Origin of the sequence: Pseudomonas sp. fls2-241-R2A-110 (assembly GCF_030209165.1) — a bacterium.
Lineage (GTDB): Bacteria > Pseudomonadota > Gammaproteobacteria > Pseudomonadales > Pseudomonadaceae > Aquipseudomonas.
The window spans coordinates 1-17,158 of sequence record NZ_JARVSN010000027.1; the positions used below are offsets into that span (position 1 = coordinate 1).

Below are 17,158 nucleotides of genomic sequence, written 5' to 3' on the forward strand. Positions count from 1 at the left end.
GTTACTTGGCGCTTCTCCAAGTGACCCGCCGTAAAGGCGGAACCAATAGCCGCCACTACCCCAAAAACGGATATGCCCCCAACCTCAACCTCAACCCCAACCCAAAAACAGTCTTAAGTGAACAGCATCACGCTGATGAGGCGGGGCCTTATGAGCCTGTTACCAGCGGCCATAACCGTGGGGAGGGCCATAGTAACCACGCGGTGGGCCGTAATAGCCACGTGGCGGTCCGTAGTAAACCGGCGGTGGTGCGTAGTAGACCGGTTGCTGCACGTAGACCGGTGCCGGCTGGTAGTAAACCGGTGGCGCCGGTTGCACGTAGACCGGCTGCGGCTGCGCGTAAACCGGTTGTTCCACATAAACAGGCCGGTTGCTGTTGATAATGGCCGAACCGACGATGGCCGAGCCAACGATCGCGCCAAATACCGCTGGACCTTGCCAACCGCCACCGCCGCCATGGGCTTGCGCTTGCCCTGCGATAGCGAGTGCGCCAATCAGCAAAGCTACTGTGGGGATTTTACGGATCATGATAATTCCTCGGTTCTTCGACCCGGCGCTTGGCTCTGCAATAGACCCAAGGATTGTCGCGGGGATACATCTAAGACAGCGTTTTTTTCAAAATCAGCACAGCCGATTGGTAAATTTTGTGTAAGGTCTGTACCGGTTTGCTGACGGTCCGGCGATACCTTGTGCGGACCCGCCGTTATGATCGAACACAGCGTATGGAATGGCTAATCCCGTCCATCTGAAAGTGCTATTGAAGGAGAAGTTTCATGCAGATGAACCCCAACAGAGACACCCGGTTATGCATGTCGCTTTCCGGGCGCCCCGGTAACTTCGGCCTGCGGTTCCACAATCATCTGTATGAACAACTGGGCCTGAATTTCTATTACAAGGCCTTCAGCAGTCAGGATTTGCCGGGTGCGGTCGGCGGTATCCGGGCGTTGGGTATTCGCGGTTGCGGGGTGTCGATGCCGTTCAAGGAGGCGTGTATCGCATTGGTTGATGAGCTGGATGCGTCCGCCGCGGCCATTCAATCGATCAACACCATTGTCAACACCGACGGCCACCTCAAGGCCTACAACACCGATTACATTGCCATCGCGCAATTGCTCGACAGCCACGCAGTGCCCAAGGACTCGACCTTTGCCCTGCGCGGCAGCGGCGGGATGGCCAAGGCCGTGGCCAGCGCCTTGCGCGATGGCGGCTATAAAAACGGCCTGATTGTCGCCCGTAACGAGCGCGCCGGGCGTGCGCTGGCGCAGTCATTGGGCTATGAGTGGCAGGCGGAACTGGGCGACCGACACCCGCAAATGCTGATCAATGTCACCCCGATTGGCATGAGCGGCGGCCCGGAGGCCGATCAACTGGCCTTTGATGCTGAAACCATCGCTACAGCCGAAACTGTCTTCGATGTGGTGGCGATCCCCTCGGAAACACCGCTGATCGTGCGCGCTCGAGCCGAAGGCAAGCGGGTAATCACCGGGCTGGAGGTGATTGCGATCCAGGCGTTGGAGCAATTTGTGCTGTACACCGGCGTGCGTCCGACCGAGGAACAGTTTCAAAGGGCCGTGGAGTTTGCCCGTAGCTGACCCGACTTGCCCGCGAGTGCCGCGCTCGTTCGCACGTCTGGAGCTTTATCGTCGGGTTATTCGAGACGGGCCAGGCGCTCTTCCAGCGCTGCAATGCGCGCTTCGAGCTCTTCGATTCGCTCAATCGACACGCCGCTACCGGTGCCACGTTCGACCGGGTTCTGCCGGGCGGCGAGGATGGCTTCGATATCCGCCGGATCACCCAGGGCGTGCATGTAGCGGTCTTCCCGCTGCCCGGCCTGACGCGGAATCAGAAGGGCCAGGCCACGAGCAATCAAGCGCTCCAGTTGATGCACGACCTGTTCGGCGTCCTCGAATTCATGCATGCGCCCGCTGCGGGTCAGTAGCTCATTGACTGTCTGCGGGCCACGCAGGAACAGCAGCCCCGTCAGGATCACCTGCGCCGGCACCAGTTCCAGCGCCTTGTCGACCTTATGCTCCCAGCGGTCGGCGCGACTGCCCATGACCAATTTGGTGAAGCCTCGGCCTTCGAGCGCGCGCAGGCTTTGGCCGACCTGGCCCTGGGTGAGGTTCATCACCGGTTCGCGGCTGGTTTTCTGGTTGCAGGCGATCACCAGAGCATTGAGGGTCAGTGGGTAGGTTTCCGGGCTGGTGGCCTGTTTTTCGATCAGTGACCCCAGAATCCGGATTTCCGTGCTGTTGAGCCGAGGCTCGTCAAACGTCGTCTCTTGCTCGATACTCATGATGCTGCATCCTTACCCGATTCATATTGTTAGTCCGCTGGCGAGCACTTTAGATCGGCGGGCGCCGATGGCAACCAAATTTGTTGCTCACGCTTGCCTAAAGCCATGAAATCTACATAATTCGTTAACGTTTTTTTTACAATTCTGCGGGCACCGTATGCGGGGTCGCGGGCCTAACCGCACAAGGACGCGGGCCCCGGCATATCGACGATGCCACGGGTCTGTGACTGCACTCTGGAGCAAGGCATGAAATTGACGTTGTCATTGTCCCCCGATAATGCGCTTATCGGCGGGGCCTCGCTATGACCATTCTGGTCACCGGCGCCGCTGGTTTTATTGGTTATCACACGGTTCAGCGTTTGTGCCGTGAAGGTCTTGAAGTCGTCGGTATCGATAATCTCAACGACTACTACAGCGTCGAACTGAAACAGGCTCGGCTCAAGGAACTGGAGGCGTTGCCGGGCTTTCACTTCCAGATACTGGATATCGTCGACAAACCGGCGTTGATGGCGCTGTTCAAAGAGCGTTCATTCACCCACGTCATTCATTTGGCAGCCCAGGCAGGCGTTCGCTACTCGCTGGACAACCCGGATGTGTACGCGCAATCGAACCTGACCGGTTTTCTGAATGTGCTGGAAGCCTGTCGGCATCATCGCCCCGAGCATTTGATTTATGCATCCAGTAGCTCGGTGTATGGCACAAATGGCAAAATGCCGTTCTGCGTTGAAGATGCCGCCGACCATCCGATTTCCCTGTATGCCGCCAGCAAACGCGCCAATGAGTTGATGGCGCACAGCTATTGCCATCTCTATGGGATGAAAGCCAGCGGCCTGCGGTTTTTTACCGTTTATGGTCCTTGGGGGCGTCCCGACATGGCGCTGTTCAAGTTTACCGAAGCGATTCTTAACGGCAGGCCGATCGACATCTACAACCAGGGGCTGATGTCGCGTGACTTCACCTACATCGATGATATCGTCGAAGGCATCGCCCGTTTGCGCACCCGGCCGCCGCTCGCGCAAGGATCGGCTGAGGGTGCCAACCGGATTTTCAACATCGGGCGCGGCGAACCGGTCGCGCTGTTGGACTTCATCGATTGTCTGGAGTCCGCACTGGGGGTGAAAGCGCAACGCAATTTCTTGCCAATGCAGGCAGGCGACATGGTCAAGACATGGGCCGACGTTTCGGCCTTGTCCAACTGGGTCGATTACAGTCCACAGGTCGCCGTTGAAACCGGCGTCAAAGAATTCGTGAAGTGGTATCGCCACTTTTATCAGGTGTAATTCGTTCGCCCTTGATAAAAAAACCAAGGAAAAAGAGGGCCTGTATGAGCCATGACATTTTTGTATCCGTGCTGATTCCAGCAAAGAATGAAGCAAACAACCTGGTGCCTTTGATTGAGGAAATTCGTGTTGCCTTGGCCGGTGAGCGTTATGAAATCATAGTCGTCGACGATGGCAGCACCGATACCACGTTGCAGGAGCTGGGGCAGATCAGAAATGGCGGCTTGAGCGAATTGCGTATCCTGCATCATGACCGTTCGCTGGGCCAAAGTACCTCGCTCTACCACGCGGCTCAGGCTGCTCGTGGGCAATGGCTGGCAACACTCGATGGCGATGGCCAGAACGATCCGGCGGACATTCCCGGAATGTTGGCGCTGGTACGCAGCCAGCAGGGTGTCGCCGACCTGCAACTGGTCGCCGGGCATCGGGTCAATCGTCGCGATACGGCAAGCAAGCGCTGGGCGTCGCGATTTGCCAACGGCCTGCGTCGCCGCCTGCTCAGGGACGACACGCCTGACACCGGTTGCGGGTTGAAAGTGATCGAGCGTGCGGCGTTTTTGCGCCTGCCGTACTTCGACCATATGCATCGGTTCATTCCTGCGCTGATCCAGCGCCAAAACGGCCGAATGGTCGTCCATCCAGTCAACCACCGGGCCCGCACCGCCGGGGTGTCCAAGTACGGCAATCTCGATCGTGCCCTGGTAGGCATTCTCGATCTGTTCGGCGTCTGGTGGCTGATCAAGCGCACTCGGCTCAATACCGATGCCCAGGAGGTTCAGGAATGAATCTCTCAAGAGAAACGTTGTGGCTGGTGGTCGGGTTTACCGGCCAGATCGCTTTTACCGGTCGTTTTGTCTTGCAGTGGCTGTACAGCGAATACAAGAAACGCAGTGTGATTCCGGTGAGCTTCTGGTACCTGAGCATCGTCGGCAGCACCTTGCTGCTTTTTTATGCGATTTACCGACAAGACCCGGTGTTCATCGCCGGTCAGGCGTTCGGTTCCATCGTCTATTTCCGCAACCTGCAATTGATTGCGAAAAGCAGGCACCCGAAGGAATAAATCATGCGCAGATCCCTTTCTCCCCGGGTTGAATGCCTGGGCTTGATGCTGCTTGCTTTCTTGTTGATCGGTGCAGGACTCGGGCTGCGTCAGCCACTGAACGTGGATGAGGAGCGCTTCCTCGGTGTGGCGCTCGAGATGCTGCATAACGGTTCGTGGCTGATTCCTCACCGCGCCGGGGAAATCTACGGGGATAAACCGCCCATTTTCATGTGGGCAGTGGCGTTCTTCACCTGGCTCACCGGCAAACCTGATATTGCCCTGTACATACCCGGCCTTTTTTCGGCTGTGACGGTCACTGCCATGGTCTACGACCTGGCCCGCCGGCTATGGAATCAGCGCATCGGTCGCACGGCGGCGCTCTTGTACCTGGCCACGTATCAGACCTACAGCATCCTGCGCACCGGCCAGATCGACAGCTTTCTGATTCTGTTCACGTCCCTGGGCATGTACGGGGTGGCGCGTCACTTGCTGGTCGGGCCGGCCTGGCGCTGGTTTTACGTAGGCTGCGCCGCGATGGGCATTGGCGTCATCACCAAAGGGGTCGGCTTCGTTCCGGCGCTGATGCTGATTCCATATGCCTATGCGGTGCGCAAAGGTTGGTCGGGCGTAGTGGCCATGCCCGGCGAAAAGCGCAAGTGGTCGCTGGGCTTTTTGGTCTTCCTGGGCGCTATCGCCATCTGGTTGCTGCCGCTGGCCTTGTCCATCGTGCTCAATGGCTCGGCTGATGAGGTGGCGTATGCGCGCGAGATCCTGTTGCGCCAGACCGCGGGGCGCTATGCCGCTGCGTGGGACCATCGAGAGCCGTTCTGGTATTTCTTCGTCAACGTAATTCCCCAATACTGGTTGCCGCTGGTCCTGGTCCTGCCGTGGCTGGTGCCTGCCTGGCGCAGGCAGCTTGCCAAGCGTGACGGTCGAGTGTTGGTGCTGCTTGGCTGGGTGGCGCTGGTCGTGCTGTTTTTCTGTCTGGCCAGTGGCAAACGCAAGTTGTACATCTACCCGGCGCTGCCTGGGTTGGTGCTGGTCTCGGCGCCGCTGATTCCCTGGTTGCTCAAGCGCTGGTTCGCCAAGCGCCCGCGCGGACGACGGATTTTTCAGGCGGTGGTGGTGAGCTGGTTCGTACTTTGGTTCGCCCGTGGGTTTATCGAGCCGATAAAGGAGGGCGCTAACCCTCATAAAGAAATCATGGCGCAGGCGGCGACCATGACGAACGGTGCAGATCTGGTCATGGTCCAGTGGCGCGAGGGCCACTGGCTGTACGCCCGCCAGCCGATCGTGCATTTCGGCATGGCCAGCTCCACGGTCGAGCAGGCCGCGCAGTGGCTGCGTGAACACCCTCAGGCTTACGCATTGGTGCCGGACGAGTTGCTGGAGCAGTGTTTCAACCCCCAGGGCGCACGTGAACTCGGCGAGACATCCCGTGCAGAGTGGTCGATCATTGGCGCCGATGCCGATAACGGCAAATGCCACGCAGTACAACCGGACCACGTGTATCGCTTTACTTGGAACTAAGGAAGAACATGAGCAAGCCCTGGAAGGCAGGAGTGATCGTTTTTGTTGTAGCGTTGGCACTGCTTTTCGCGGCTTGCCTGCGGTTTTCCTGGCACTCGCAGTTGTATGGGCACTGGCACAACAAGTGGTACGGCAATCAGGCCCCGGAAAAAAATATCTGGCTGCCGGACTACCGGTCGGTTATCGACGCCAAGCCACTTCCCGGCGTGACCAATTTGTCGGGCATTGCCTATGATTTCGATCGCGGGCGCATGCTGGGTATTACCAACGGCGCGCCCATGGAGATTCTGGCGTTGAGCCGTGAAGGTGAAGTGCTTGAGCACTATCCGCTGATCGGGTTTCAGGACACCGAGGGCATCGCTTATATCGGCGGCGGACGGGTGGTGATCGCCGACGAAGCGAAGCAGCAACTGGACATCATCACCTTGCCCGACACCCCGGGCCCCATCCACGCGGAGGACGCCAGGTTCCTCGCCATCGGGGTCAACCTGAGCAACCACAACAAAGGGTTCGAGGGCGTGACCTATGACGTGGCCAATGATCGTGTCCTGGCGGTCAAGGAGCGCGACCCGCGGCAGCTGTATTCGGTCACGGGCATGCTCGCCTCCCTGGGTGGGTCATTGCAGATTCGCATTGATGACCTGACCTCCTGGGTGGATCGCAGTGTTTTCAGTCGGGACCTTTCCGAATGCTTTTACGATCCGCGAACAGGGCATTTGCTGATGTTGAGCGAAGAGTCCAATAACGTGACCGAACTGGACGAAAAGGGTAATTTCGTCAGCATTATGTCCCTGCTCAGCCTGACGGGTGACCTCAAGAAAAATGTGCCGCAAGCCGAAGGCATGACCATGGACGCCGATGGCGAGCTCTATATCGTCAGCGAGCCCAACCTGTTCTATCGGTTCACCAACGCCAAGGATACTCCGGGAGTTGGTGCGCAGAAGCTTTGATGAAGTTGGATTACAGTCGGTTTTTGACCTGTAATATCACCTTGCTCGTCGCCGTTGCGATCGTGTTGTTGTTTTTCTCGGGTCTTGGCAGTGCGCCGTTCCTCGCATGGGGCCGATTGCCGTTGAGTCCTCTGGTGGACGCCGGATAAAAGACCCGCCGCAACCGCGGTGCACCGTTATAATCGCCCCACGATTCACTCCTGTCATCACACGAGACTGCCATGACCATTTCCTTGTACGACGCATCGGTTCCGGTTTTCAAACAAATGCTCAATGCCCTGAGCGACGTTCTGAACAAGGCCGAAGCCCACGCCACCGCCAAGAACATTGACCCAAACGCCTTCCTGCAAGCGCGCCTGTACCCGGACATGTTCCCTCTAGTGCGCCAGGTGCAGATCGCCGTTGATTTCGCCAAAGGCGTTTCCGCACGCCTGGCTGAGGTCGAATTGCCGAAGTATGACGACAGCGAAACCACGTTCGCTGAGCTGCAAGCCCTGATCGCCAAGGTTCTGGCTTTCATCGGCGAGATCAAGCCTGAGCAGATCAATGGCAAGGAAGGCATCGAGATCATCACCCGTCAGGGCACGCCGAAAGAGAAGCGCTTCACCGGCCAGGCCTACCTGCTGACCTACGGCCTGCCGCAATTCTTCTTCCACGTCACCACCGCTTACGCACTGCTGCGTCACAACGGTGTGGAAGTGGGCAAGCGCGATTACATGGGCGCGTTCTAAACCGTCCAGGTATTAAAAAGCCCGCCAAGGTGCAAACCTTGGCGGGCTTTTTTGTTTTTCTCGGTGGGTGCGAGGTGTCAGGCCAGTCGCTGCGCTTTCTGTTCTTCGCCCAGGCAAGCGGCAGCCGTGAACAGCACGTCTGTGGAAGAATTCAGCGCCGTCTCCGCCGAGTCCTGCAATACGCCGATGATGAAACCGACCGCCACCACCTGCATGGCGATTTCACTCGGGATGCCGAAGAGGCTGCACGCCAGTGGAATCAGCAACAGCGAACCGCCGGCCACGCCAGATGCGCCGCAGGCACAGATTGCCGCAACGACGCTCAGCAGGATGGCGGTCGGAATGTCGACGGCGATGCCCAGTGTGTGCACGGCGGCCAGCGTCAGCACGGTAATGGTGATCGCCGCGCCGGCCATGTTGATCGTGGCGCCCAGCGGAATCGAGACCGAGTAAGTGTCTTCGTGCAGGCCCAAGCGCTTGCTCAGTTCCAGGTTGACCGGGATGTTCGCCGCCGAACTGCGGGTGAAAAATGCGGTGATACCGCTTTCCCGCAGACAGGTCAGCACCAGCGGATAGGGATTGCGACGCAACTTCCAGAACACAATTACTGGGTTCATTACCAGCGCCACGAACAGCATGCAGCCCAGCAACACGGCCAGTAGGTGCGCATAGCCGATCAAGGCGCCAAAACCCGAGGTGGCAAGCGTCGAGGCCACCAGGCCGAAGATCCCCAGCGGCGCGAAACGGATGACCAGGCGCACGATCAAGGTCACGCCATTGGACAGGTCGCCCAGCACTTCGCGAGTCGTGTCACCGGCGTGGCGAATGGCAATGCCCATGCCGATTGCCCAAGCCAGAATGCCGATGAAGTTGGCGTTCATCAGCGCACTGACCGGATTGTCGACCACGCTCAGCAGCAGGCTTTGCAACACTTCGCCGATGCCACCCGGCGCGCTGACCGCGACATCATGCGTGGCCAGTACCAGGCTCGACGGGAACAACGTGCTGGCAACGACTGCCACGACAGCGGCGGCAAACGTACCCAGCAGGTACAGAAACAAAATCGGCCGGATATGGGTTTCCTGGCCGTGCTTGTGGTTGGCGATCGAGGCCATGACCAGCACGAACACCAGGATTGGGGCGACGGCTTTGAGTGCCGACACGAACACTTTGCCGATGAACGCGGTGGACTTCGCCACGTCCGGCGCGAACAACGCCAAGGCAATCCCGGCGACCAGACCGATAACGATTTGCGAGACCAGGCTCAAGCGTTTCAGGCGTTGCAATAGCGAAGGGGATGAAGCAGTCATAAAACGGCATCTCTGATTATTAGGTGCGGGGGTGTTGCGACATCAATGCCAATGAATGGCCGATGAACAGGGTGTACGTATCGCAGGGCGCGGACTTTATCACAGCGTGCTCTTGATCCTTCAGACCTGTGACGATCTGCCGCCCGCGTGATCAACGAGATAGGCAGGTTCGTGCAACCCTGATTGGAAACACTCTGTTAAGATTCGCCATCCTCATTTTCAAGTCATGCCAGTGGGCCTTCGGGTCATCGCTGGTGTTGTCGTTTTCTGGAGTTCTGCATGCTGTTGCCCATTCTTCTGTTGTCTGCCGCGGGTTTTACCGTGCTGACCACGGAATTCATCATCGTCGGCCTGCTGCCGGCGATCGCCCGAGACCTGGACGTCAGCATCCCCCAAGCGGGTTTGCTGGTGACCTTGTTCGCATTCACCGTCGCCGCGTTCGGGCCGTTCCTGACCGCGTACTTCGCCCGGTTCGAGCGGCGCAAACTGTTCATCTCGGTGTTGATCATGTTCGGCCTGGCCAACACTCTCGCCGCATTTGCGCCGAACATCTGGGTGATGGCCATCGCCCGCTTGATCCCGGCGCTAGGGTTGCCGGTGTTCTGGGCGCTGGCCAGTGAAACGGCGGTGGACATCGTCGGGCCTGATTATGCCGGGCGCGCCATCGCCAAGATCGGCTTCGGCATTGTCTGCGCCACGGTGTTCGGCATTCCGGTCGGCACGCTGATTTCCGATGCGTTCGGCTGGCGCAGTGCCTTCGGTATCCTGGCGGTGATCGCATTTGCCAAGGCGTTGTTGCTGTTTGTCTACCTGCCGAAGACCAACCTGCATCAACATCAGGTGAGCTTTCGTTCTCAATTCAAGATTCTGCGCAGCCCATTGATGCTGGGGCATGTGTTGCTGTCGATCCTGGTGTTCAGCGGCATGTTCACCGCTTACACCTACCTGGCGGACATCCTTGAGCGCCTGGCCGGTTTCAACGGCACGGTGGTCGGATGGTGCCTGATGGGCTTCGGCGCTGTCGGGCTGATCGGCAACTCGCTGGGCGGCCGCGCGGTGGATCGTAATCCGCTGATCGCGTCCATGATGTTCTGCGCATTCATGATTGCCGGCATGGTGGCGTTGGTGCCGAACATTCACTCGCCACTTGGCCTGGCGGCGGCGATGGGCATTTGGGGCGTGACCCAGGCGGCCTTGTTCCTGGTCAGCCATGTGCGCTTGATGAAGGCCGCCCCCGAGGCGCCAGCCTTTGCCGCCTCGCTGAACATCGCCGGGGCCAACCTCGGGATCGGCCTGGGCGCGATGGTCGGCGGACGCGTGATCGACAGCGTCGGCCTGGGGGGGCTGGGGTTTGCCGCCGCCGCGTTTATCCTGGTGTCGATTCTGTTGGCGATGGCACTGATGACCATGAAGCCGCGTGAAATCTGCGCCTGAGACTTCAAACGTCGGTGAACAGCTCGCGTCGGGCACCCTCGGTAATGGCGACAATGCCAGGGTGCTTGACCTTGCGCTCCACTGAAATGGCGTAGAACGACTCGGTCACCGCGTCGGTCTGGCCAATCAACTCCACGCCGTATTGGCGTTTCACTTCATCGGCAATCACGCTCGGGCCAATGAAAATCCCGCTGCCCGATTGACCGAATGCCTGCATCAGCGCGCTGTCGTCGAACTCGCCAACGATGCGCGGTTGGATCTGCTGTTCGGCAAACCAACGCTGCAAGCGACTGCGCACCACGGTTTCCGGCCCGGGAATCAACAGCGGTGCGCCGTGCAGGCTGCGCGGGAAGTCCTGGCCATACTGCGCTGCCAGTGCCGGGGTGGCGAAAAAACTGATCCCGCATTCCCCAAGCTTCTGGCTGTAGCCCTTGATATCGAGGTGCGACGGCATCGGGCTGTCGGAAATCACCAGGTCCAGGCGCTGAATTGCCAGGTCGGCGAGCAGGCGTTCGAGTTTGTCTTCACGGCAGGTGATGCGCAGCGGCTCGCTCAATTCCATGGTCGGCGCGATCAGGCGATAGACAATGGACTTGGGTACCACGTCGGCCACGCCGACCCGGAACAGAATCTGTTGTTCGTTGGGCTGCGCCCGCAGCATCAACTCCAGTTCACCACCCAGTTGAAACATTTGCTCGGCGTAGGGCAGGGTCTGGCGCCCGGCTTCGGTGAGTTCCAATTGCCGGCCGACGCGCCTGAACAGCTCGATGCCATAGGTCTGTTCGAGCAAGGAAATCTGCCCGCTGATGGTTTGTGGGGTCAGGTTCAGTTGCTCGCAGGCGCGCACGATGCTGCCGGTTTTGGCGACCACCCAGAAGTAATGCAATTGTCGGTAGTTGAGCATGACGACCTACAGTTCGTAAAAACCGAAGTATAACCGCTGAAAATACGAATTTTCCTGAAGTGTTTGCCTCCCTAGAATGCCTCGCTATCAACGGGCCATCGGTTCGGTCCGGTTTGTTCTATCGAGGAAAACATCATGAAGCTTAAAACCACGGCACTGCTGATCACGTCTTTACTGGTGTTGGCCGGTTGCGACCAGGCCGAGAAAAGCGCGCAGCAGTTGATGGGCAAGGCTGCCGAAAGCGCAAAGCAGGCGATTGATGACACCCACAAGGCTGCCGAGCAAGCGATCAGCGATGCCACGCGTGGCCTGGTCAGCAAGAAAGAGCCATCCAGCGAAGACAAGCGGAAAGTCGAATCTTCGTCCCAGGAAATCTAAACCGTCTACAACGAGTCAGGACTGACCCATGGAATACCTTTTAGAACTTGCTGCAAGCCCCGCCGCCTGGGTTGCCCTGGCCACGTTGATCGTCATGGAAATCGTGCTCGGCATCGATAACCTGATCTTCATCTCGATTCTGACCAACAAATTGCCGGAGCAGCATCGGCAGAAAGCACGGCGCATCGGTATCGGCATGGCTCTGATCCTTCGACTGGGCTTGTTGAGCACCATTGCGTTCATCGTCCAGTTGACTGAGCCGGTGATCGATATCCTCGGCCACGCGTTCTCCTGGAAGGACATGATCCTGATCGCCGGCGGCCTGTTCCTGTTGTGGAAGGCAACTACCGAGATCCATCACAGCATGGACCCGGCGCCGGAAGATCCGAAGTCGGCGACCTCGACTGTGACCCTGGGGTTCGCGGCTGCGATCGGACAGATTCTGATGCTGGACATGGTGTTCTCGATCGACAGCATCATTACCGCTGTCGGCATGACCGAGCATTTGCCGATCATGATCATTGCGGTGGTGGTGTCGGTGTTGGTGATGTTGCTGGCGGCTGATCCGCTGGCCCGGTTCATCAACGACAACCCGACGGTGGTGATGCTGGCGCTGGGCTTCCTGATCATGATCGGCATGACGCTGATCGCCGAAGGCTTCGGTGCTCACGTACCAAAAGGGTATGTGTACGCGGCCATGGCATTCTCGGCGACGATCGAGGCTTTGAACATGATGTCGCGGCGCGCCAGGCAGAAGCGCATTGTCGCGCAAGCTTAATCGCCGATAAACGAAACGGCCGCCTGTGCTCGAAAGAGTCCAGGCGGCCGTTTTTTTATCAATCCAGAGTGCGTCAGTGCACCGACGCTTGGCGCACAGGCGGTTCATCGGTCTTCGCCACGGGCGCCGATTGAGCCGGGTGGTGATGGCGGCGGGTAACACGCAGGACTCCCCACAACATGGCGGTGGCCACTGCCAGCCAACCAGAAACCAGCATCACGATTGTCATTGTCAGGCTCATCAGTGCCTCCTCTTTGCCCTGCAGCGGGCGCACACTCATTGCAAATGACAGTCTAGTCGCTGCTGTGTTTCCGGCCATTGACCAAAGGTCAGCAATCGCCAACCTGTTCGCTCTATCGAATGCATTCAACTGCAGGTAAAGGCTATACCGGCGCCTTGCGCCGTCCTATGATCGACGGCCAAGCCGGGAGCGTGTTGCCTGGCGTCTGAACAAGAGAGTGATAATGGAGCGGGTATTTTCTCGGATTCGAACGGCGCTGCTGGTGGTCGGCTGCGTTGCAGGGTTGGCGGGTTGCGCGGGAAGCGTTGCACCGGAGATCAAGCGTCTGCCGGAACGTGTTGAACTCAGCGGTACGTTCTATCGGGGACAAGACTTTCAAAGCGGCCCCCAGGTATTGGCCAGCATGCTCTCGCAGCAAGGCATCGTGATTACGCCGGGGCTGCTTGAAAAACCCCTGCACCTGCCTGGCGCTGAAGCCCAGTTACAGCAGAACATGCAAAACCTTGCCCGTGAGTACGGGATGGTGGTGTATCCCCTCGACAGCCGTTTACCGGCATTGTTGACCCAGGTCGCCGCCGGTTACCCGGTGATGGTGCGCTTTACCGAAGGCTCGGCAATGTGGGCCGGACCGCGTTACGCCATCCTTGCCGGTTACAATCGCCAGAAGCAAACGGTGCTGCTGCGCTCTGGAATGAATCACCGCAACCTCATGAGCTTCAGCTCGTTTGAGTCATCGTTCAAGGACGCCGGCGGCTGGGCCGTGCTGATCCAGAAGCCCAATCAAATCCCGGCCAACGTTGATCCGCAGCGCTGGCTGAAGGCTGCGAGTGATCTCGGTCAGGCAGGGCAGGAGCAGGCGGCCGAGCGTGCGAAGAAGGCGTTGAGCACGCAGTAAGCTTCCGTTCGTCATGTTGCGGGCACCGCTTCGCGTACCTTGCCTCTAAATGGTATGGCCCGGACTTCTCCGGGCCAGTCTCAAGGAGGCGACCATGGCTCAATCCAATACCCCCTCTGGCCCGCATTCGTCTGAGCATTCCTCAGGTGATGAGTTGGGCTTTGATCCGGATTCGCCGGACCTCGCCGATCCTCAGGTCGATCCCATTGGCCCTGCCAGGGCGCCCAGAGACATAAAGCCAGGCGAGGAGGGCAAGACGCCCGCGAAGCCTTATGACCCGCTTGGCGACCTGAGACACTGATCTCAACTGTGGTGAGGTGCGTATGTCTACCGATTCGAGTTTCAACGACAAACGTCCGGACAGTGTTCCCACAACCCCTGAAGAGGGCGTTGATCCGGTCATGGATCCCAATGATCCGTTAAGAGACCCTCTGGCGCGTCCGATGGTCGTGCCAACGGAGCATCCCCGCGGCACGCGAGACCCGAGTGCAGGGGATGGCATTCCGGATGACGACCAGATGCCGCTGCCCAACGATTAATGCCAGACGAAAAAAAGCCCCGAATGATCGGGGCTTTGTTTTTACTGTTGTCGGATTATTTCGAGGCTTCAACAACGCCGCTTTGACGGTGCTTGAGGTTTTTCTCCGATTTGTATTGCAGGGCTACAGACGGAACGGTCGTGCCCTTGCCGGTTTCGACCCAGTTACGTATACGAGTGGCATCGGCAAAATGCGTGTATTTGCCGAAGGCATCGAGGATCACCAGCGCTACCGGGCGGTTGCCCATGCTGGTGACCAATACCAGGCAATGGCCAGCCTGATTGGTGAAGCCGGTTTTCGTCAGTTTGATGTCCCAGTTCGGCTTGCCGATCAAGTGGTCGGTATTGTGGAAACCCAGGCTGTAGTTTGGCTTGCGAAACGAGACGGTTTTTTCTTTAGTGGTGCTCAGCTCCGTCAAGATCGGGTACTTGTGAGCAGCGACCAGCAATTTGCTCAGGTCGCGCGCCGTCGAGACGTTGCGAGGCGAAAGTCCCGTCGGCTCGACATAGTGGGTGTTGGTCATGCCCAGCGCCCTGGCCTTGGCGTTCATGGCCGCAATGAATGCGACATAACCGCCCGGATAGTGATGCGCAAGGCTGGCGGCGGCACGGTTCTCCGAGGACATCAGTGCAATCAGCAGCATTTCTCTGCGCGGCATTTCACTGTTGAGTTTGACCCGGGAAAACACCCCTTTCATTTCGGGCGTGTCGCTGATGTTGATGGAGATGTACTCATCCATGTTCTGCTTGGCTTCAACTACGACCAACGCAGTCATCAGTTTGCTGACCGAGGCAATGGGTACAACCACGTCGGGATTGCTGGCGTAGATGACCTTGTTGGTCTGCAGATCCATCAGCAATGCGCTGCCGGAAGCGATCTTGAGGTGTGACGTATCGCGGGGGGCTGAGGTGGTATCAGCGGCGTTAACCGCTGGCGTGATGAACGTCCCTGTAAATGCAAAAAATAGGCTCAGGATGGAAAGACGGATTTTCACGCTGGCAGACTCTTAATGTGTTGATAAGCCGTTCTGTAACGGGCTGTTTCGTAAAAGCGCGACATTCTGGAGTATGGCTGAATAACTGTCGATGGTTGTTCAAGTAGGAGCTGAAACTCTTTGGAAACATGAAAAAAAAGTCATTTTCCGGCGGATGGTAAGTCTTTTACGGCAGGCAAAAAGAACCCCGCTATTAGCGGGGTTCTTTTGATTGTCGTTGGCGTCTTTACACGGACTCAGCCGTGCAGTGTTTCCGCCGCGTACAAGGTATTTTCCAACAGGCAAGCGCGGGTCATCGGACCCACTCCGCCTGGCACTGGCGTGATCCAGCCTGCGCGGGGCAGGGCTGTTTCGTAGACCACGTCACCCACCAGTTTGCCGTCTGCCTGGCGGTTGATGCCTACATCGATCACGATCGCGCCTTCCTTGATCCACTCACCTTTGACCAGGCCTGGCTTGCCAGCGGCAACGACCACCAGATCGGCGCGGCCGACGTGGCCGGCCAGGTCCTGGGTGAAGCGGTGGGTGACGGTCACGGTGCAACCGGCCAGCAGCAATTCCATCGCCATCGGACGGCCCACGATATTGGAAGCGCCGACAATAACTGCGTCCATCCCGTACAGGTCCGCACCGGTGCTTTCCAGCAGGGTCATGATGCCTTTGGGCGTGCAAGGGCGCAGCAGCGGAATGCGCTGAGCCAGGCGGCCAACGTTATAAGGATGGAAGCCGTCGACGTCTTTATCCGGACGAATGCGCTCCAGCAATTTGGACGCATCCAGGTGTTCGGGTAATGGAAGCTGAAGCAGTACGCCGTCAATTGCCGGGTCTTCGTTCAGGCGATCGATCAGATCGGCCAAGGCTTCTTGAGTGGTTTCGGAAGGCAGGTCGTAGGCTTGGGAAATGAAGCCGACCTCTTCACAGTCTTTACGCTTGTGCGAGACATAAACCTGAGAGGCAGGATCGCTGCCGACCAGGATCACCGCGAGGCCGGGCGTGCGCAAACCTTGCTCGCGACGCTCGGTGACTCGTTTGGCGATCTGCTGGCGCAGGCTGGCGGCGATCGATTTGCCGTCGATTAGTTGTGCAGTCATTGCGCGTGATTAACCATCGAGAGGGGAAAAAAAGAGAACGTATTCTCGCATGTCATGAGGTGAGGGCAAAGGCGCTTGGTCTGCAAATTCCCCTAACCCCTTTAATTAAATGAATTTTTTATAAAAAGGATTTGACGGCCTTCGGGGCGCTCTATACTATTCGTCGCACTTGTCGGGCACAGCCTAGCACTGGATAAGAAGGTCAAGCGGGATTACGGTTCTGCGAGGCTGGAAAGCACTTAGTTTGTAGTCCTCCAAGAGTACAGATTAATAAGGCGCCCGTAGCTCAGCTGGATAGAGCATCCGCCTTCTAAGCGGATGGTCGCAGGTTCGAGTCCTGCCGGGTGCGCCATTAGGCAGCTTTGGCACAAGTAGCGCAATATGGTGGGCGTAGCTCAGTTGGTAGAGCACGGGATTGTGACTCCCGTTGTCGAGGGTTCGATCCCCTTCGTCCACCCCATATTTCGAAAGGCGCCAGATTAACAGTCTGGCGCCTTTGCTTTAACAGCTTCAAACCGCGGATGTGGTGGAATTGGTAGACACACTGGATTTAGGTTCCAGCGCCGCAAGGTGTAAGAGTTCGAGTCTCTTCATCCGCACCAAATAAAGCTTTATCCAGGCCGTTGGCCTGGCTAAGGCGTAGCAAGGGAGCTGTTTGGCTTCTTCACAAGGCAATATGGTGGGCGTAGCTCAGTTGGTAGAGCACGGGATTGTGACTCCCGTTGTCGAGGGTTCGATCCCCTTCGTCCACCCCATATTTCGAAA

21 protein-coding genes and 4 tRNA genes are annotated in these 17,158 nt (G+C 58.2%); 18 read left to right on the top strand and 7 right to left on the bottom strand.

The window, feature by feature from the left end; genetic code table 11:
* Positions 1 to 159: 159 nt before the first annotated feature.
* Positions 160 to 528 carry a hypothetical protein gene (locus QRN31_RS22200; protein ID WP_090185955.1) on the bottom strand — a complete coding sequence of 123 codons (369 nt, stop codon included), beginning with the start codon at positions 526 to 528 and terminating at the stop codon, positions 160 to 162.
* Between the two features lie 245 nt (positions 529 to 773).
* On the opposite strand from QRN31_RS22200, the gene QRN31_RS22205 reads away from it, so the two are divergent.
* Positions 774 to 1,592, top strand: coding sequence for a shikimate 5-dehydrogenase (locus tag QRN31_RS22205; protein ID WP_285434586.1), 819 nt, complete (start codon positions 774 to 776; stop codon positions 1,590 to 1,592).
* A 56-nt stretch (positions 1,593 to 1,648) separates the two neighbouring features.
* Here the strand turns inward: QRN31_RS22205 and QRN31_RS22210 are convergent, their stop codons facing one another.
* Entirely contained in the window at positions 1,649 to 2,296 is a 648-nt protein-coding gene (locus QRN31_RS22210) for a YceH family protein (protein ID WP_285434588.1), read from the bottom strand.
* A gap of 302 nt (positions 2,297 to 2,598) precedes the next feature.
* On the opposite strand from QRN31_RS22210, the gene QRN31_RS22215 reads away from it, so the two are divergent.
* The 7 genes from QRN31_RS22215 to QRN31_RS22245 all read left to right on the top strand — a co-directional run bounded on the left by QRN31_RS22215 (position 2,599) and on the right by QRN31_RS22245 (position 7,829).
* Positions 2,599 to 3,576, top strand: coding sequence for an NAD-dependent epimerase (locus QRN31_RS22215; protein WP_285434590.1), 978 nt, complete (start codon positions 2,599 to 2,601; stop codon positions 3,574 to 3,576).
* A gap of 44 nt (positions 3,577 to 3,620) precedes the next feature.
* Positions 3,621 to 4,361 (top strand): glycosyltransferase, encoded by a 741-nt coding sequence (locus QRN31_RS22220; RefSeq protein WP_285434592.1) that lies wholly within the window; start codon positions 3,621 to 3,623, stop codon positions 4,359 to 4,361.
* On the top strand, positions 4,358 to 4,636 hold the full coding sequence (locus tag QRN31_RS22225; protein WP_222587701.1) for a lipid-A-disaccharide synthase N-terminal domain-containing protein: 279 nt from the start codon (positions 4,358 to 4,360) through the stop codon (positions 4,634 to 4,636). Before QRN31_RS22220 ends, QRN31_RS22225 begins: the two co-directional genes overlap by 4 nt.
* A gap of 3 nt (positions 4,637 to 4,639) precedes the next feature.
* Positions 4,640 to 6,148: an ArnT family glycosyltransferase gene (locus tag QRN31_RS22230; RefSeq protein ID WP_285434594.1), complete on the top strand. Its 1,509-nt coding sequence runs from the start codon at positions 4,640 to 4,642 to the stop codon at positions 6,146 to 6,148.
* An 8-nt stretch (positions 6,149 to 6,156) separates the two neighbouring features.
* Complete coding sequence (locus tag QRN31_RS22235; protein WP_285434596.1) at positions 6,157 to 7,098, top strand: SdiA-regulated domain-containing protein; 942 nt, start codon at positions 6,157 to 6,159, stop codon at positions 7,096 to 7,098.
* Complete coding sequence (locus QRN31_RS22240) at positions 7,098 to 7,247, top strand: hypothetical protein (RefSeq protein WP_285434597.1); 150 nt, start codon at positions 7,098 to 7,100, stop codon at positions 7,245 to 7,247. The genes QRN31_RS22235 and QRN31_RS22240 overlap by 1 nt, the downstream gene beginning before the upstream one ends.
* Positions 7,248 to 7,319: 72 nt before the next feature.
* Entirely contained in the window at positions 7,320 to 7,829 is a 510-nt protein-coding gene (locus QRN31_RS22245; RefSeq protein WP_090185926.1) for a DUF1993 domain-containing protein, read from the top strand.
* A 77-nt stretch (positions 7,830 to 7,906) separates the two neighbouring features.
* On the opposite strand, the gene sstT is transcribed toward QRN31_RS22245, so the two are convergent.
* Positions 7,907 to 9,139, bottom strand: coding sequence for a serine/threonine transporter SstT (sstT, locus tag QRN31_RS22250; RefSeq protein ID WP_285434598.1), 1,233 nt, complete (start codon positions 9,137 to 9,139; stop codon positions 7,907 to 7,909).
* A gap of 279 nt (positions 9,140 to 9,418) precedes the next feature.
* Between sstT and QRN31_RS22255 the strand changes: the two genes are divergently transcribed.
* A complete protein-coding gene (locus QRN31_RS22255; RefSeq protein ID WP_285434600.1) occupies positions 9,419 to 10,573 on the top strand; it encodes an MFS transporter in 1,155 nt (384 codons plus the stop codon).
* A 4-nt stretch (positions 10,574 to 10,577) separates the two neighbouring features.
* Here the strand turns inward: QRN31_RS22255 and nhaR are convergent, their stop codons facing one another.
* Positions 10,578 to 11,477: a transcriptional activator NhaR gene (nhaR, locus tag QRN31_RS22260; RefSeq protein ID WP_285434602.1), complete on the bottom strand. Its 900-nt coding sequence runs from the start codon at positions 11,475 to 11,477 to the stop codon at positions 10,578 to 10,580.
* 135 nt (positions 11,478 to 11,612) lie between these two features.
* Here nhaR and QRN31_RS22265 point away from each other — a divergent pair, with 135 nt between their 5' ends.
* Complete coding sequence (locus QRN31_RS22265) at positions 11,613 to 11,855, top strand: hypothetical protein (protein ID WP_285434603.1); 243 nt, start codon at positions 11,613 to 11,615, stop codon at positions 11,853 to 11,855.
* A gap of 28 nt (positions 11,856 to 11,883) precedes the next feature.
* Complete coding sequence (locus tag QRN31_RS22270; protein WP_285434604.1) at positions 11,884 to 12,633, top strand: TerC family protein; 750 nt, start codon at positions 11,884 to 11,886, stop codon at positions 12,631 to 12,633.
* A 73-nt stretch (positions 12,634 to 12,706) separates the two neighbouring features.
* Here QRN31_RS22270 and QRN31_RS22275 read toward each other — a convergent pair whose 3' ends face one another.
* Positions 12,707 to 12,874 carry a hypothetical protein gene (locus QRN31_RS22275; protein ID WP_285434605.1) on the bottom strand — a complete coding sequence of 56 codons (168 nt, stop codon included), beginning with the start codon at positions 12,872 to 12,874 and terminating at the stop codon, positions 12,707 to 12,709.
* Between the two features lie 223 nt (positions 12,875 to 13,097).
* On the opposite strand from QRN31_RS22275, the gene QRN31_RS22280 reads away from it, so the two are divergent.
* The 3 genes from QRN31_RS22280 (at position 13,098) to QRN31_RS22290 (ending at position 14,308) form a co-directional block, all read left to right on the top strand.
* On the top strand, positions 13,098 to 13,769 hold the full coding sequence (locus tag QRN31_RS22280; RefSeq protein ID WP_285434607.1) for a peptidase C39 family protein: 672 nt from the start codon (positions 13,098 to 13,100) through the stop codon (positions 13,767 to 13,769).
* Positions 13,770 to 13,863: 94 nt separating this feature from the next.
* Complete coding sequence (locus QRN31_RS22285; protein ID WP_285434608.1) at positions 13,864 to 14,070, top strand: DUF6021 family protein; 207 nt, start codon at positions 13,864 to 13,866, stop codon at positions 14,068 to 14,070.
* A gap of 22 nt (positions 14,071 to 14,092) precedes the next feature.
* A complete protein-coding gene (locus QRN31_RS22290; protein WP_285434609.1) occupies positions 14,093 to 14,308 on the top strand; it encodes a hypothetical protein in 216 nt (71 codons plus the stop codon).
* A gap of 55 nt (positions 14,309 to 14,363) precedes the next feature.
* Here the strand turns inward: QRN31_RS22290 and pbpG are convergent, their stop codons facing one another.
* Both pbpG and folD read right to left on the bottom strand, forming a co-directional pair.
* Positions 14,364 to 15,302 (bottom strand): D-alanyl-D-alanine endopeptidase, encoded by a 939-nt coding sequence (gene pbpG, locus QRN31_RS22295; protein ID WP_285434610.1) that lies wholly within the window; start codon positions 15,300 to 15,302, stop codon positions 14,364 to 14,366.
* 236 nt (positions 15,303 to 15,538) lie between these two features.
* Complete coding sequence (folD, locus tag QRN31_RS22300) at positions 15,539 to 16,393, bottom strand: bifunctional methylenetetrahydrofolate dehydrogenase/methenyltetrahydrofolate cyclohydrolase FolD (RefSeq protein WP_285434611.1); 855 nt, start codon at positions 16,391 to 16,393, stop codon at positions 15,539 to 15,541.
* Between the two features lie 275 nt (positions 16,394 to 16,668).
* Between folD and QRN31_RS22305 the strand changes: the two genes are divergently transcribed.
* The 4 genes from QRN31_RS22305 (at position 16,669) to QRN31_RS22320 (ending at position 17,148) form a co-directional block, all read left to right on the top strand.
* Positions 16,669 to 16,745: transfer RNA gene (locus QRN31_RS22305), tRNA-Arg, on the top strand.
* 32 nt (positions 16,746 to 16,777) lie between these two features.
* Positions 16,778 to 16,853, top strand: a tRNA-His gene (locus QRN31_RS22310).
* 57 nt (positions 16,854 to 16,910) lie between these two features.
* Positions 16,911 to 16,995: transfer RNA gene (locus QRN31_RS22315), tRNA-Leu, on the top strand.
* Between the two features lie 77 nt (positions 16,996 to 17,072).
* Positions 17,073 to 17,148 (top strand) — tRNA-His (locus tag QRN31_RS22320).
* Positions 17,149 to 17,158 lie beyond the last annotated feature (10 nt).

Coding starts and splice junctions, on each gene's coding strand:
- QRN31_RS22200 (WP_090185955.1), bottom strand. CDS start 528: ATGATCCGTAAAATCCCCACAGTAGCTTTGCTGATTGGCGCACTCGCT.
- QRN31_RS22205 (WP_285434586.1), top strand. CDS start 774: ATGCAGATGAACCCCAACAGAGACACCCGGTTATGCATGTCGCTTTCC.
- QRN31_RS22210 (WP_285434588.1), bottom strand. CDS start 2,296: ATGAGTATCGAGCAAGAGACGACGTTTGACGAGCCTCGGCTCAACAGC.
- QRN31_RS22215 (WP_285434590.1), top strand. CDS start 2,599: ATGACCATTCTGGTCACCGGCGCCGCTGGTTTTATTGGTTATCACACG.
- QRN31_RS22220 (WP_285434592.1), top strand. CDS start 3,621: ATGAGCCATGACATTTTTGTATCCGTGCTGATTCCAGCAAAGAATGAA.
- QRN31_RS22225 (WP_222587701.1), top strand. CDS start 4,358: ATGAATCTCTCAAGAGAAACGTTGTGGCTGGTGGTCGGGTTTACCGGC.
- QRN31_RS22230 (WP_285434594.1), top strand. CDS start 4,640: ATGCGCAGATCCCTTTCTCCCCGGGTTGAATGCCTGGGCTTGATGCTG.
- QRN31_RS22235 (WP_285434596.1), top strand. CDS start 6,157: ATGAGCAAGCCCTGGAAGGCAGGAGTGATCGTTTTTGTTGTAGCGTTG.
- QRN31_RS22240 (WP_285434597.1), top strand. CDS start 7,098: ATGAAGTTGGATTACAGTCGGTTTTTGACCTGTAATATCACCTTGCTC.
- QRN31_RS22245 (WP_090185926.1), top strand. CDS start 7,320: ATGACCATTTCCTTGTACGACGCATCGGTTCCGGTTTTCAAACAAATG.
- sstT (WP_285434598.1), bottom strand. CDS start 9,139: ATGACTGCTTCATCCCCTTCGCTATTGCAACGCCTGAAACGCTTGAGC.
- QRN31_RS22255 (WP_285434600.1), top strand. CDS start 9,419: ATGCTGTTGCCCATTCTTCTGTTGTCTGCCGCGGGTTTTACCGTGCTG.
- nhaR (WP_285434602.1), bottom strand. CDS start 11,477: ATGCTCAACTACCGACAATTGCATTACTTCTGGGTGGTCGCCAAAACC.
- QRN31_RS22265 (WP_285434603.1), top strand. CDS start 11,613: ATGAAGCTTAAAACCACGGCACTGCTGATCACGTCTTTACTGGTGTTG.
- QRN31_RS22270 (WP_285434604.1), top strand. CDS start 11,884: ATGGAATACCTTTTAGAACTTGCTGCAAGCCCCGCCGCCTGGGTTGCC.
- QRN31_RS22275 (WP_285434605.1), bottom strand. CDS start 12,874: ATGAGCCTGACAATGACAATCGTGATGCTGGTTTCTGGTTGGCTGGCA.
- QRN31_RS22280 (WP_285434607.1), top strand. CDS start 13,098: ATGGAGCGGGTATTTTCTCGGATTCGAACGGCGCTGCTGGTGGTCGGC.
- QRN31_RS22285 (WP_285434608.1), top strand. CDS start 13,864: ATGGCTCAATCCAATACCCCCTCTGGCCCGCATTCGTCTGAGCATTCC.
- QRN31_RS22290 (WP_285434609.1), top strand. CDS start 14,093: ATGTCTACCGATTCGAGTTTCAACGACAAACGTCCGGACAGTGTTCCC.
- folD (WP_285434611.1), bottom strand. CDS start 16,393: ATGACTGCACAACTAATCGACGGCAAATCGATCGCCGCCAGCCTGCGC.